This is a genomic window from Lacinutrix sp. MEBiC02595, assembly GCF_053601555.1.
In genome coordinates this window covers 1-15,105 of the sequence record NZ_JBSHNU010000246.1, presented here as the reverse complement: position 1 = coordinate 15,105, position 15,105 = coordinate 1, and the positions used below count along the sequence as shown (strand labels likewise).

Sequence of the window (15,105 nt, the reverse complement as noted above, 5' to 3'; positions counted from 1 at the left end):
TGGTGGTTTTTTAGAACTAAAATGTATAACGCGCACTAACACCTACATCTAAATCTAGATCGTTATTATTATAAGCGCCATCTCCAAAACCTAGTTCTGGTCTAAGATCTAAAGATAGAAGCAAAGGAAAATCAAATGTATATTCTACGCCAATATCTCCAGATGCAAAAACATAAGCATCTTTATAGTCATTATCTCTATATCTGTAACCATCAAAAGTATAAGACGAAAAACCTGCTCCTGCGCCAAAATACCAATTAAAATCTCCTTGAATCGGTTTTACCCATTGAAATAATCCTACTGCTTTAACGCCGTGATAATCCTTTCCGTTACTCCATCCAAAATCTACTTCTAAACGGTTGTTATCTAAAATAGCACGTTGGTAAGAGATGCTTGCACCTAAACCGTTTGCGTCTCCTAAACGTAAACCAATAGCATTTTCTGCGATTTCCTGGGCTGTTGTGGTTATCGCAAATCCAAATAAAGCAATTCCAATTAAAAATTTAGTTTTCATGTTTCTGTATTTTTATTCTTGGTAAATAATAACGTATTAGTTTTATAATTATTGGCAAACTAACCGTAAATTTAAACCTTAAATACATATACTTTTACTTTCTGAAATTTATAAATGAACAACCTTATTCACATTGCTTTAAAAAATCTACAAACCCAATTACTTGGCGAATTGTTTGTCGATGATTTAATGCGGTCTATTTACGCAACAGATGCTTCTATTTATAGAAAGTTGCCTTTGGCTGTGGCGTATCCAAAAGATGCGAAGGATATAAAGTTACTCATCGCTTTTGCGAAAGAAAATAACACATCACTAATTCCTAGAACGGCAGGGACATCTCTAGCGGGACAATGTGTTGGTGAAGGCATTGTGGTCGATGTTTCTAAATATTTTACTAAGATTATCAGTGTAAACGAAAAGGAGCAAACCGTTACCGTGCAGCCTGGAGTGGTTCGGGATACTTTAAATAATTATTTAAAACCTTTTGGTTTGTTTTTCGGACCAAACACGTCCACGTCAAACCGCTGCATGATTGGCGGCATGGTAGGGAATAATTCTTCAGGAACTACCTCTATTCAATATGGAGTCACTCGGGATAAAGTGGTAGAATTGCATACTATTTTGAGTGATGGTAGTGCTGTTGTCTTTACGGAATTGTCTTCGGAAGCATTTAAAGACAAAACAAAACTAGATACTTTAGAAGGAGGGATTTATAATACTATTTATTCCGAATTAGCTTCGGAAGCCGTGCAAATTCAAATAAAAAACGAATTTCCAAATCCAGAAATACACCGAAGAAATACCGGTTATGCAATAGATGAATTGATAAAAACTTCTGTTTTTTCAACTTCAACTTCAACTTCGAATTTCAACATGTGTAAATTGCTATCCGGAAGTGAAGGTACATTGGCGTTTACAACACAAATCACTTTAAAATTAGATGTGCTTCCGCCAACCGAAAGTATTATGGTTGCTGCGCATTTTAATAGTATTACAGATTGTCTTAAAAGTGTAGAAACAGTGATGCAACATAATTTGCATACCTGTGAAATGATGGATAAAACCATTTTAGATTTAACAAAACATAACAAAACGCAGGAGGAAAATAGACAGTTTATACAAGGAGATCCAGAAGCTATCTTAATGTGTGAAGTAAAAGGAAGTACTATTAGCGTTGCAAAAAACCAAGCAAAAAGCCTTGTAGAAGCCATTGTAAAACAGGGTTTAAGTTACGCAAATCCAATGTTGCTAGGTGAAGATATTGATAAAGCTGTGGAATTGCGAAAAGCAGGTTTAGGTTTGTTGGGTAATATGATTGGTGACAAAAAAACGGTGGCGTGTATTGAAGATACGGCAGTTGCACTACCGGATTTATCAAATTATATTGAAGATTTTACTGCGCTCATGAAAACCTATAACCAAAAAGCAGTGTATTATGCACATGCTGGTGCTGGTGAGTTGCATTTAAGGCCCATTTTAAATCTAAAGGAGAAAGAAGATGTGGTGCTGTTTAGAAAGATAACAACAGATGTAGCCAAGCTAGTTAAAAAGTATCATGGTTCTATGAGTGGTGAGCATGGCGATGGTATTGTTCGTGCAGAATTTATTCCTTTAATGATTGGCGCTGCGAATTATCAAATTTTAAAACGAATTAAGGCTGCTTTCGATATCGATAATATCTTTAATCCTGGTAAAATTGTAGATGCTTATGCCATGGATGAGGATTTGCGTTATGCTCGGGATAGAGAAGAACCGCAGATTGAAACACTTTTAGATTTTTCAAAATCGCAAGGCATTCTTCGGGAAGCAGAGAAATGTAATGGTTCTGGAGATTGCAGAAAGCTTCCGGAATTTGGAGGAACGATGTGTCCCAGTTTTAGAGCAACCAGAAATGAGCAAGATACTACAAGAGCAAGGGCAAATGCGTTACGTGAATTTTTAACCAATTCAGAGAAATCTAATAAATTTAATCATAAAGAATTAAAGCAGGTTTTCGATTTATGCCTGAGTTGTAAAGCTTGCGCAAGTGAATGTCCGAGTAGCGTAGATGTTGCTAGTTTAAAAGCCGAGTTTCAGTACCAATATCAAAAAGAAAATGGCGTCTCTTTACGTACCAAATTATTTGCTTACAACAACCAATTAAACCATCTTGGAAGCCATTTTCCAAAGCTTACAAATTTTGTGTTTTCTAATCGTTTTACGTCTTCCGTATTAAAAAAATCTTTCGGAATTGCAGAAAAAAGAAACCTGCCTTTAATTTCAAATAAAAGTTTAAGTAAGGTGTTTCAGTTGATTGATAATCAAAATATTAATCGTAATTTCATTAAAACAGTTTATTTGTTTAACGACGAGTTTACTAACTTTTTAGACACACCAATTGGTATAGACGCTATTCAGGTTTTACAGCAGCTTAATTACAAAGTAAAGCTTATAAAACATGAAGAATCTGGTCGTACTTTTTTATCTAAAGGATTGTTGCAACAAGCCAAAAATGTAGCAAATAAAAACGTGGTAATTTTTAAGGATTTAATCACAGAAGAAACACCATTAATTGGTATTGAACCTTCTGCAATTCTTTCTTTTAAAGATGAATATATAAAGCTTGTGGACGATAAAGTTTCCGCAGAAAAAATAGCAAAAAACACCTTTCTAATCGAAGAGTTTATTCAGCAAGAAATAAAACTAGGAAACATAACAGCTTCGCAATTCACTAAAGAAGCGAAAACCATTAAGTTTCATGGGCATTGCCATCAAAAAGCACAAACCAATCAACTCTCTAGTTTTGCCGTTTTAAATCTTCCAGAAAACTATAAAGTAACCATTATACCAAGTGGTTGTTGTGGTATGGCAGGTAGTTTTGGATATGAAAAAGAGCATTATGACGTGAGTATGCAAATTGGGGAACAAACCCTATTTCCGGCGGTAAGAAAAGCAAGTAAAGAAACCATTATCGCAGCAAACGGAACAAGTTGTAGGCACCAAATAAAAGATGGCACGCAACGTCAGGCATTGCATCCTATCACTATTTTAAAAGAAGCGCTAATCTGATTTCTTTTTGTTTTGATCTACAATAGTTATTGCGGCAATTAAATCTTTCATTTCCATTTCTTTAATGTCTTCATCTGCAAAAAAAGGGGAGAGTTTATCTTTGTTATAGTGGTAGATTTTCCAACGTTTAAATTGATATTCCAGTGCGGTGAAGTTTTCCACCCAATCTCCAGAATTCAAATACATAGTCTGACCATTCTTATTGGCTTTAATGATCATTTTTGGTTGGTGTATATGTCCGCAAATAACATAATCATAACCATTTTCAATAGCAAGGTCTGTAGCAACTTCTTCAAAATCACTAATATATTTAATGGCCCCTTTTACGCTGTTCTTTATCTTTTTAGACAGGGAATAACGTTCTCTTCCTAAACGTACTAAACACCAATTTACAAAGCGGTTTATAACAATTAGAAGATCGTAACCATAACCACCAAGTTTCGCTAGCCATTTAGCATTTTGTATAGAAACATCAAAAACATCGCCATGAAAAAACCATGCTTTTTTGCCATCTAATTCGGTTACATATTTATCTACAATAGAAATTTTACCAATTTGCGCATCGCTAAATTTTCGTAGCATTTCATCATGGTTTCCAGTAATGTAAATAACTTCGGTACCATTAGAAGCCATGGTAATTATTTTCTTAATTACTTTTAAATGTGCGGGAGGAAAGTAGCGTTTACTAAATTGCCAGATATCTATAATATCTCCATTTAGAATTAATCTTTTAGGTTCAATGCTATTTAGATAGGTTAATAATTGCTTGGCATGACAACCAAAAGTGCCCAAATGTACATCGGATATTACAGCAATTTCTACTTTTCTTTTCGTTTTCAAACTAGTACCGTTTTCGTTTAATTAATGGTACAAATAACACACTTGTATGTTATTTGAATATTACCTGTTAATTATATAATTACTAGTTAATTGTAAATTTTATGTTACGCGTTTTTAAGAAGACAAGACATCTTGCGTTTCGAAAAATAGGAGCCATTAGAAAATATAAAAGCCTCGAATAACGAGGCTTTTAAAGTAAAAATTATGTTTTGTTTGCTTAGTTTATTTGTGCAGTACCACTAATAAGTGCATTTATATTGGTTGTAATGCTTAATACATTCGAGTTAATCCCTTCAGTACCACTGATTGGTTTTAAGAAAAATGGCGTAGTTGCATCTGCTGAAAGATCTGGTTCAATAGAAATAACAACAGGTAAGCCATTAATGTTTCCATCTACACCAGCAGGTAAGTTAGATAAAAAATCTTCACCTGGAAATAAAGGAGCAGGCTCGTTTCCACTATATGGAGAAGCGCTATCTACACCAGAAGCCATGGTGAATTTTCCTGTAGTAACCGGAGTTGCTCCAGTATTAAACACTACCCAACCTTCATATTTCCATCCAGTTGCTAAGGTTGGTAAATTAATTAAACCCGCAGTTGTTGGGTTTTGAATAAACCAAATACCAAAGTCGTTATTACCATTATCAATTCCTCCCGTATTATCTGTAGGAGTCGCTTTTACAAAAGATCCAGAAAAAGGATTTGCAGAATCTACAAAATTACCAACCATAGAAGTAATGCTTAATGTTGCTGCATTAGCAACAAAATTACCGCTCAATATTTTAGTATTTGAAGGCGCTGGATCATCATTTTGAGTTGGCTCAATAGATAGAATAAAAGCAGTTGCTATGTCTAAATCTGCAGTTGCTATTCTAAAACTTTTAGAGGTAGATGCAGAGGTTGTGTTAAACCTTCCTGTAGAAACAGGTAATCCGTCTACCATAATCCAACCTTCATATGTTAAATCGCCATCTAGTGGTTGTATACCATTAAGATTTACTGTTAAAGTAGACTTTGGAGTTGAAGGTGAATCGTCACTACTGCAAGCTGCCATAAGTAAAACAGAAGCAAATAATAAAAGTGTTTTTACATTTTTCATATTAATCAATTTTTTTAAGCGACAAAAATAAGCTTAAATTATTTTAGTCCAAACTAATATTTAGATAATATTTTGAATCTTAAGGCATTAAAAATATTGGTATAATTAATTTTTTTATTTCTCTAATAATAGATTTACATTAGCACAAATAACTATTAGCAATATAATAATGGCTGGAAATTCTTTTGGAAATGTATTTAAAGTAACCACTTTTGGTGAATCACACGGAATTGCAATTGGTGGTGTAATTGATGGTTGCCCTTCGGGATTGCAATTAGATTTGGAAGCTATTCAGAACGAATTAAACCGAAGAAAACCAGGGCAGTCCGAAATAGTAACACAACGTAAAGAACCAGATACGGTAGAGTTTCTTTCTGGTATTTTTGAAGGACAAACCACAGGAACGCCAATTGGTTTTATCATAAAAAATGCCAATCAGAAATCGAAAGATTATACCCATATTAAAGATGTGTACCGTCCTAGTCATGCCGATTATACCTACGATAAAAAGTATGGCGTTCGGGATTATAGAGGTGGCGGACGCAGTTCTGCAAGGGAAACCGCTTGTAGAGTAGTTGCAGGAGCAATTGCAAAACAAGTGCTAAGTAATGTTAAAATTAATGCATTTACCTCTTCGGTTGGTGAGATTTTTATCGATAAACCATATCAAGATTTAGATTTTTCTAAAACGGAAAGCAATATAGTACGTTGTCCAGATGAAGCAATTGCAGAGAAAATGATTGCTAGAATTAAAGAAATAAGAAAAGAAGGAGACACTATTGGCGGAACCGTAACTTGCGTTTTACAAAATGTTCCTGTAGGTTTAGGCGAACCTGTTTTTGATAGATTACATGCAGAACTTGGTAAAGCGATGCTTTCTATAAATGCGGTAAAAGGCTTTGAATATGGAAGTGGATTCTGTGGTGCTAAAATGAAAGGTAGCGAACACAATGATTCTTTTAATCCAGATGGAAGTACGAAAACAAACCTTTCTGGAGGTATTCAAGGCGGAATAAGTAACGGAATGGATATTTATTTTCGTGTGGCTTTTAAACCTGTTGCCACTATTATGCAAAAACAAGAAACCATAAATAACAAAGGAGAAACGGTAGAGATGCAAGGAAAAGGAAGACATGATCCTTGTGTGGTACCTCGTGCTATTCCTATTGTGGAAGCAATGGCAGCATTAGTCTTAGCAGATTATTATTTGCTGAATAAAATGTACTAACAAATTCCTACGAAAGTAGGAATCTCATAAATTTATTATTTGTATTCCGATGAAATCTGAAATTTACTATACTGCCCTAAAAACGTATGATTCAGATAATACCGATGGATTTAGCTGGAAAGAATATATCGATTGGACCGAATTATTTCATGTCAAAGAATTAGTTTCTTTGGATGGTAATTTGAATCGGTTAGCATTTGTATTGGATTTGGATGCTCCCGAAGTATGGGATTTTATTATATCTCATAACGGAATGCTCATGTTCTATTTTAATTCCTTAGATTATGTGTTGAATAATGTGAAAGATATTCCCTTTTTTAATTTGCTAGCTATAATTAAAGAACCGGAAAAAGAAAAAGCAGATTTAAGTGCAACCTATGATTTTATAGGGTATGATTTAATCGAAATAGGAGGAGACACAAGTGCTTTGACTAATAGTGGTGGTTTTGATGAAACGTTTCTGCCAAACGATTTAAATGCGTACGGACTAATTTCTGAATATGATAAAGTGAAAAGAATACAGAAAGAGTTACCCATTAATAATCCAGAAGAACAGCATGCAGGTTGTTATCTTTATGAGGTTTGGAGACATAAAACAATAGGAAGAAAAACGAACTAACGAAGTTTCCGCCTAACGGAAATGAAAAACAAATAACATGAAATTAGCACTACACTGGAAAATAATAATAGGAATGATATTGGGTATCATTTTCGGATTCATAATGAATATGTATGATGGTAAAGATTTTGTTTCCGATTGGATTGCACCTTTTGGTAAAATCTTTATTAACCTTTTAAAGCTAATTGCTGTTCCATTAATTCTAGCTTCGTTAATTAAAGGTATTTCCGATTTAAAAGATATTTCTAAAATTAAATCGATGGGATTACGAACCATTGCTATTTATATTGGTACCACGCTAATTGCTATCATTATAGGATTAACGATTGTAAATACCGTGAAACCGGGAGCGGGAATGTCTCAAGATACAATTGCTAAAATTAAAATGAAATATGAAAATGATGCTGGTGTTACCGATAAATTAGCCAAAGCAACAGCGCAAAATGATGCTGGTCCATTACAATCTTTAGTAGATATTTTTCCAAGTAATATATTCGTTTCTTTAGGAGAAGCAAAAATGCTTCAAGTTATTTTCTTTGCTTTGTTTGTTGGTATTTGCTTATTACTAATCGCAGAGGAGAAAGCAAAACCGTTAATAAATTTCTTTGATTCGCTAAATGAAGTCGTAATGAAAATGGTCGATTTAATTATGTTATTTGCGCCATATGCCGTATTCGCATTAATGGCAAATGTAATTATAGCCTTTGATGATACCGAAATCCTTATAAAACTATTAAACTATGCCGGATGTGTAGTGTTAGGTTTAGCCTTAATGATTGGTTTCTATTTAGTGCTCATAAAGTTTGTGGTAAAGAAATCGCCACTATGGTTTTTAAAAGAAATTTCTCCTGCGCAATTATTAGCATTTTCTACCAGTTCGAGTGCTGCTACTTTACCAGTAACTATGGAACGTGTCGAAGAGCATTTAGGTGTAGATAAAGAAGTTTCTGGTTTTGTATTACCCGTTGGAGCGACGGTAAATATGGATGGAACGAGTTTATATCAAGGAATTGCTGCGGTGTTTATTATGCAGGTAATTTGGCCAGAAGGATTAACATTTACCAACCAATTAGTTATTATTGCCACTGCTTTATTAGCTTCTATTGGAAGTGCTGCTGTACCAAGTGCAGGAATGGTAATGTTAGTTATCGTTCTAGAATCTATAGGTTTCCCAGCGGAATTATTACCTATTGGATTGGCCTTAATTTTTGCAGTAGACAGACCTTTAGATATGTGTAGAACCGTTGTTAATGTAACTGGAGATGCTACGGTTTCCATGATTGTTGCTAAATCTTTAGGAAAGCTTCATGACCATCCGAAACCAAAAGAATGGGATGATAATTATGATGCTGTTAAGTAAGCAGAGAACACATTTTTTTATTTAAAAAAAATGTTGTGAATCGCTTATCCTGAGGAACGAAGGATCTCTTGCTATTTATGAGATCATCAAAGTAAGTGAAGGATCTCTTGCTATTTATGAGATCATCAAAGTAAGTGAAGGATCTCCTGCTATTTTGGAGAGCGTCAAGAGCATGAAAGGATCTCCTGCTATTTTGGAGAGCGTCAAGAGCATGAAAGGATCTCCTGCTATATTGGAGAGCGTCAAGAGCATGAAAGGATCTCCTGTTATTTTGGAGAGCATCAATAGCATGGAAGGATCTCTTGCTATTTTGGAGAGCGTCAAGAGCATGAAAGGATCTCCTGTTATTTTGAAGAGCATCAAGAGCATGGAAGGATCTCCTGTTATTTTGAAGAGCATCAATAGCATGGAAGGATCTCCTGCTATTTTGGAGAGCATCAAGAGCATGAAAGGATCTCCTGCTATTTTGGAGAGCGTCAAGAGCATTAAAGATCTCCTGCTATTTAAAAGAACATCAAAGAAGAAGCTTTATAAATTTGAATTTATTTTTAGTATTTAAATAATTATGGTGCATATTTCTATTTCAAAACCTGTAGTTTCCGTAGGCTGGTTATATAAAAACCGAGCTGCAACTAATCTTGTCATTTTAAATGCTACCATTCCAAAAATAGTAAATGGAAGTGCCGTTTTTCCGGAAGAAACACAAATACCAAATACGCGATTTTTCGATATAAAAAAGAAGTTTAGTAATGTAGAAGATGCTTTTCCTAGCGCATTTCCTTCCGAAGCACAATTTACAGCTTCCGCGCAAGCATTAGGTATTAATAAAGATGCTGCAATTGTTGTTTACGATGAAAAAGGAATTTACTCTAGCGCAAGAGTTTGGTGGTTATTTAAAGCCTTTGGTTATGAAAATGTAGCGGTTTTAAATGGCGGATTTCCAGAATGGAAGGCAAACGAATTACCAATAGAAACAAAACAAGAACACCAAGTAATACCAGGGAATTTTGAAGCAAAACGACAATCAGGTTATATGTTGTTCTTTGATGACATTTTAAAAATTCAAGAAGACGAAAACTATACTATTTTAGACGCAAGATCTGCAGGTAGATTTAATGGAAGTATTGCTGAACCCAGAGAAGGACTGCGAAGTGGAACGATACCAAACTCCATAAATCTTCCGTTTCAGGATCTACTAGAAAATAATAAGCTAGTATCCAAAGAAGAATTACAAGCGGTTTTTAATCAAGCTACCAACAAAAAGGAAAACTTTGTTTTTTCTTGTGGTTCTGGTATTACGGCTTGTGTTTTAGCACTTGGAGCAGATATACTTGGCTATAAAAACACTGCTGTTTATGATGGTTCATGGACAGAATACGGAGCATTAATTACAAAAGAAAATACAATGCATTGGACTAAAAACGAACTCGTTGCTTACACTTTATTATACGCTGCAAATTCTAATTTTGAAGAAGATAATAAAGAGCGAAACCTAATCATTGAAAAAGTAGACATGCAGACTTTTCAGAAAATTCATGATGAATTTGATGCAGATAACGACTATCAAAGTATTGAGAAAATACAAGCAGGTTTAAAAGAACATCATTTCACAGGAGAAGCTATAGATACGTTGTTAGCAGAAATTAAAAGAATGTTTTTTGCCGATGGTGAGTTTGATGTTTACGAACGTACCATGTACAGAAGTTTAAGCAAACTATTACATGTTTAGCGATGTGAAAACTTTCGGTAGCACCAATAATTTCTAATAGTATAGGAAAGCTTTTGCTAACCATAAAAATCGCTTTGTCCTATTTAAATTCTATAGAATCTCTAACAAATAAAGCCTTTTGCGTATCTGTAAAACATAGCGCAGATTCGTGTATGGCCAATAGAAACACGAATAAAACCATCGTTTTTATTTTAAGTAGCTTGAAATAAGCTTGTTGTTTATCGATACTTTTTACATAATTTTTTTACTTATCTAATTTACTCGTTCTATACCGAGTATATTTTAGCATACTAAATACTAGGAGTATATTTATAGTATTAAATTAAAGGTCTCATGAAACTAGTAACTTCCCTCTTTTTATTTTCATTATCTATTTTTGCTGCATCTGCACAAGAATTAGAAATTGTAAATGAATTACATATAACTCCGCTAACTATAGAAAGTATTTCTGTACCATCGATTAATGAAACAGAATTATTCTTTACGGTAGATAAGAATACCATTACTAGAAAAAAATCGTACAAGTACATTATTGAAAATACACTTTCTGGTAGAAAACACTTAATTTTTAAAACGAAGCGAGGTATTAAAACTTGCTAATACGAGATATATCTATAAGTTATTAAAATGAAAAGCACCATAAAATTAAGTTTCGTTATACTGTTAACTATTGTTTCTACCTTATTTTCTTGTAGTAGTGATGCAGACGATAGCCAAGATGAAACCAATGCCTTAATTGGGGAATGGCAGCGTGCGGATTCCAATAGTAGTTTTGCAAATGGCTTTGTTTTTCTTGCGGATAATACTGGAGTTAAATTTACTTCGGAAAACCATGATGATGGAACCGCTATTTCTAATGCAGTATCTTTAGAGTGGAATTCTTCTGCTACCAATTTACAATTAATGATGTACGAAGAGATAAACACACCGTTTTCTTTTAATGAAGAAGGACAACTTATTTTAAGCGCCATTTCAGAAATCCCTTTTAATAGAACCGACTAAGCCATTAGCTTAAAAACTTACCTTTCAATTCTGGAGTCGGAATCATACAATCATCCTTTTTGCCATACCATTTATACCTGTTTTTAGCAATATAATTATATACGCCATTTCTTATAAAGGTTGGCACAATCAAAAACACAGTCATTATATTATTCGGAAAACCTAGATGCTTTGCAATATACAATGCAGCAGTAGATTTTGCTTTTAATCCATTTTCATTGGAATAGAGTAGAATAGAGTCTGTTTTCTCGGTATCGATATTGTATTTAGTTATGATTGTTTGACCAATATCACTTTGTAAGGCAGCAAACCGAAACACATCGTTTTTATCGTGTTTTATCACATATTGTACTGTGCTGTTGCATAGATTGCAAACACCATCAAATAGGATTAGTTGTTTATGTTTTGGTAATTGGTTCATAGTATTATTCCTGCGTAGGCAGGAATCTTTTGTTAGTTATTCTTTCTTTTTTTGAGATTGCCACGTCGTAAACTCCTCGCAATGACATAGCTATTGTTCATTTTGCCAACAGCCAACAGCTACTTCTTCACCGCTTCCACAAGTTCCAACATGCTCACACTAACATTAGTCGTAAAAATACCGTAATTCACAACTGCTTTATTTTTTTCTATTTTATCAATAGTTCCAACGGCACGACCATCTTCCATACGCACGCGATCGCCAACTTTTAAAATGGCTTTCGGTTTTTCGGGAACGATTGCTTTTTTCTTCGCTTCCTTTTTCTTTTCGCGAATGACTTCTACTTTCTTTTCTACTTCTTGTTTGACCTGTATCTCTTTATGTTTAATCGCTTTTTTCTGCTTGACCGTAACTTTTTTACGTTTCGAGTTTTCAATCTGAACCAGTTTAAACAATTCTGCCATTAATTGCTTTTTCTGTTTGTTATCGAAAAACTTTTCGGCTAAATCATTCACCTTAGTTCCTAGATACACCAAACGCTGGTTGCTATCATATAACTCTTGATAGTTTTCTAGCTTTTTTTGCACCTTCGCATTAATTTCTTCTAACTTATCTGCTTCAGCAAGCTTCTTCTTTTCGTTTTCCTTTAAAGACTGTCCGGTTTTTTCTAGTTTACTTCTTTCTTTTTGAAGCTTAGCAATAGTAGCATCAAAACGTACTTTACCACGTTCTATTTTCTTTTTAGAACGGTTGATTAAACTAAAAGGGATACCGTTTTTCTGCGCTACTTCAAAGGTAAACGAGCTTCCTGCATTACCAATAATCAGTTTATAAATAGGCTCTAAACTTTTTTCGTCAAAAAGCATATTTGCATTCTCCATAAAAGGCAACTCGTTGGCTAAAAGCTTTAAGTTGGAGTAGTGTGTGGTGATAATTCCGAAGGCTTCGCGATGGTAAAATTCTTCCAAAAAAGTTTCGGCTAAAGCACCACCAAGTTCTGGATCGGAACCGGTTCCAAATTCATCAATTAAGAAAAGCGTGTTTTTATTACACTTCTTCAAAAAATAATTCATTTGTTTTAGTCGGTAACTGTAGGTACTTAAATGATTCTCTATGGATTGGTTATCGCCAATATCACTTAAAATTCTATCAAATAAACACACAGAACTGCGTTCATGTACAGGAATTAGCATCCCGCTTTGCAACATGACTTGCAGTAAACCAACGGTTTTTAGTGTAATACTTTTTCCTCCAGCATTAGGACCAGAAATTACGATAATCCTGCTGTCTTGTTTTAATTCTATAGTCTGCGGAAAGGTTTTTTCTTTCTTAGCCTTATTATTTAAAAGCAATAATGGATGGTACGCATCGCGTATAAAAAGGGTTCTATTTTCGTTAATTTCCGGAAGAATGGCATCCATAGAACGTGCATATTTTGCTTTAGCAGCAATCACATCAATGGCAATTAAAAACTCCTGATACTTTTCTAATAAAGGTAAAAACGGACGAATAAAACCAGTAAGTGCTTTTAAGATTCTTACAATTTCTTCGGCTTCTTCAAACTCTAAATTATTAAGTTCTCTGGTATGTCTTAAGGTCGCTTCTGGTTCAATATAAACAATACTTCCCGTTTTGCTACTTCCCATAATAGCACCTTTCACCTTACGTCTGTACATGGCTTTTACCGCAAGTACACGCTTATTTTCTACCACCGATTCGCGAATATCATCTAAATATTCTAATTGGTGGTATTGGTTTAAAGCCGAAGAAAAACTGCCATTAATTTTACCTTTTAGCTTATTGATGCTTTGTCTAATTTCATAAAGTAGGGCAGAAGCATCATCTTTAATATCGCCAAAACGATCTACATTGGCATCTACCTTTTCAATAATTTCGGTAGTCACTTCTATATAAAAAGCAAAATCATGTAGTTTGGGATAGTACTCTTGAAACTTTTTAAGGAATTTTACAATTTCATTACAGGTTAAAGAAATAGAAACTATTTTTTTAAGACTATGAATTTCTAAAAAGGTGTTTTCAATTTTTAAAAGCTTCAGTTCTTTGGTAATGGTATCAAAACCATGATTTGGTATGCGGTTATCATTGTGAAAAGACGACAGATATTCGTCTACCAATTGCAAGGCTAATTGTAATTCTTCTTTAGATTTAAAAGGTGTAATTTCTAATGCTCTTGCATTTCCTAAAGGCGTAACACAAAGCTCGCTGACTTGTTGTAAAACGGTAGAAAACTCTAAATCTTGTAATGTTTTTTCTGGAATGTTTATCATGTAATTTCTTTTCCGTGAAGACGGAAAATCCTCAATTCTTTTATTAATCTTTTTTATAGCATAACAAAGTTACGGAATTGCCTTGAGACTTCGAATTTTAGTTACCGCTTTACCGGTTTCTAAAAAATACGTGCTAAGGCATCTTTTTCGACTTCTATAATCAGATCGATAAGGTTTTGCTGGTCTGCTAAAGACAAACGGTTAAAAAGCGCATCGCCTTCGGTAAGCATTTCTAGTCCAATTTCTAATCCTTTAATTTGACTTGGCGTATAGATATTTTCCTTTTTGCGCATCTTTTGAATAAGATATGCAATAATCCCTTTTATTTTGTTGATGAGCACTTTATCGTGTAAGACTTCGAATAACGATTCGGAAATATGAATAAATTTCTCTATTTCTTCTCGTGATAATAATTTTATCAGCGCATCTATTTTTTCTGGATTATAAGGTCCGTCGATCTTGTTTTTAATCGCTTCATCCACCAGGTTATTTTCAAAATTATCTGCAGCTTTAAAAGACTGCATGGCTTTTAATCCGGTATTTAATATTTTAGGAAGATGTCTTCCGTATTTAAAAATTAGTTTGGTAGCATCTAATGCAATGCCGACTAATTTTTTAGGATGTTTCGTAAATTCTTCCAGACTATTAAAAGCGCTATTTAACTCTTGTCGTTTCGAAAATTCGGGATACATATACTTCAGAAAATATTCTCGAAGCTGGTTTACGGTTTCGGCATCAATAGATTCTGGAAGTTGGTAATTGTCTTTAATGTTTTCATATTGATAGCGTTGCTGAATCGTATTTCGATATCCTGCGATGATTGCTTCCAAAACTTTTTCCCTTATCATTTACTTGTGTTTTTTATGCTTTTTTGAGACAACAAATTTACGGAATTGGGTTGGGAATAGGAATGTTAAGAGATAAATTGATTTGTCATTTTTATTAAAAGGATTAGAT

General features: G+C 34.0%; 14 protein-coding genes. 8 read left to right on the top strand and 6 right to left on the bottom strand.

From position 1 onward, the window contains the following. Window positions 1–16: 16 nt before the first annotated feature. Entirely contained in the window at window positions 17–514 is a 498-nt protein-coding gene (locus tag ACVCZW_RS17435; protein WP_452230090.1) for a hypothetical protein, read from the bottom strand. A 114-nt stretch (window positions 515–628) separates the two neighbouring features. Here ACVCZW_RS17435 and ACVCZW_RS17430 point away from each other — a divergent pair, with 114 nt between their 5' ends. Beyond that, a complete protein-coding gene (locus ACVCZW_RS17430) occupies window positions 629–3,562 on the top strand; it encodes an FAD-binding and (Fe-S)-binding domain-containing protein (RefSeq protein ID WP_452233032.1) in 2,934 nt (977 codons plus the stop codon). On the opposite strand, the gene ACVCZW_RS17425 is transcribed toward ACVCZW_RS17430, so the two are convergent. Continuing rightward, window positions 3,554–4,402, bottom strand: coding sequence for a UDP-2,3-diacylglucosamine diphosphatase (locus ACVCZW_RS17425; RefSeq protein ID WP_452230088.1), 849 nt, complete (start codon window positions 4,400–4,402; stop codon window positions 3,554–3,556). The two genes, ACVCZW_RS17430 and ACVCZW_RS17425, sit on opposite strands and share 9 nt — an antisense overlap. 217 nt (window positions 4,403–4,619) lie before the next feature. Continuing rightward, window positions 4,620–5,501: a hypothetical protein gene (locus ACVCZW_RS17420; protein ID WP_452230087.1), complete on the bottom strand. Its 882-nt coding sequence runs from the start codon at window positions 5,499–5,501 to the stop codon at window positions 4,620–4,622. A gap of 169 nt (window positions 5,502–5,670) precedes the next feature. Between ACVCZW_RS17420 and aroC the strand changes: the two genes are divergently transcribed. From aroC to ACVCZW_RS17385, 7 genes are all read left to right on the top strand, one after another. Beyond that, window positions 5,671–6,729, top strand: a complete 1,059-nt coding sequence (gene aroC, locus ACVCZW_RS17415; protein ID WP_452233031.1) for a chorismate synthase — start codon at window positions 5,671–5,673, stop codon at window positions 6,727–6,729. Between the two features lie 49 nt (window positions 6,730–6,778). Continuing rightward, the gene (locus ACVCZW_RS17410) at window positions 6,779–7,348 is read left to right on the top strand and encodes a hypothetical protein (RefSeq protein WP_452230085.1); all 570 of its coding nucleotides are present in this window, start codon (window positions 6,779–6,781) and stop codon (window positions 7,346–7,348) included. Between the two features lie 37 nt (window positions 7,349–7,385). Then, window positions 7,386–8,708, top strand: coding sequence for a dicarboxylate/amino acid:cation symporter (locus ACVCZW_RS17405; protein ID WP_452230084.1), 1,323 nt, complete (start codon window positions 7,386–7,388; stop codon window positions 8,706–8,708). Between the two features lie 172 nt (window positions 8,709–8,880). Then, window positions 8,881–9,267 carry a hypothetical protein gene (locus ACVCZW_RS17400; RefSeq protein ID WP_452233030.1) on the top strand — a complete coding sequence of 129 codons (387 nt, stop codon included), beginning with the start codon at window positions 8,881–8,883 and terminating at the stop codon, window positions 9,265–9,267. 6 nt (window positions 9,268–9,273) lie between these two features. After that, window positions 9,274–10,437 carry a sulfurtransferase gene (locus tag ACVCZW_RS17395; protein ID WP_452233029.1) on the top strand — a complete coding sequence of 388 codons (1,164 nt, stop codon included), beginning with the start codon at window positions 9,274–9,276 and terminating at the stop codon, window positions 10,435–10,437. A gap of 333 nt (window positions 10,438–10,770) precedes the next feature. Next, the gene (locus tag ACVCZW_RS17390; protein ID WP_452230081.1) at window positions 10,771–11,037 is read left to right on the top strand and encodes a hypothetical protein; all 267 of its coding nucleotides are present in this window, start codon (window positions 10,771–10,773) and stop codon (window positions 11,035–11,037) included. A 27-nt stretch (window positions 11,038–11,064) separates the two neighbouring features. Then, window positions 11,065–11,439 (top strand): hypothetical protein, encoded by a 375-nt coding sequence (locus ACVCZW_RS17385; protein ID WP_452233028.1) that lies wholly within the window; start codon window positions 11,065–11,067, stop codon window positions 11,437–11,439. 4 nt (window positions 11,440–11,443) lie between these two features. Here ACVCZW_RS17385 and ACVCZW_RS17380 read toward each other — a convergent pair whose 3' ends face one another. From ACVCZW_RS17380 to ACVCZW_RS17370, 3 genes are all read right to left on the bottom strand, one after another. After that, window positions 11,444–11,860, bottom strand: a complete 417-nt coding sequence (locus ACVCZW_RS17380) for a thiol-disulfide oxidoreductase DCC family protein (protein ID WP_452233027.1) — start codon at window positions 11,858–11,860, stop codon at window positions 11,444–11,446. 119 nt (window positions 11,861–11,979) lie between these two features. Next, entirely contained in the window at window positions 11,980–14,148 is a 2,169-nt protein-coding gene (locus ACVCZW_RS17375) for an endonuclease MutS2 (protein ID WP_452233026.1), read from the bottom strand. Window positions 14,149–14,267: 119 nt separating this feature from the next. Then, window positions 14,268–14,996 (bottom strand): hypothetical protein, encoded by a 729-nt coding sequence (locus ACVCZW_RS17370; RefSeq protein WP_452233025.1) that lies wholly within the window; start codon window positions 14,994–14,996, stop codon window positions 14,268–14,270. Between the last annotated feature and the right edge of the window lie 109 nt (window positions 14,997–15,105).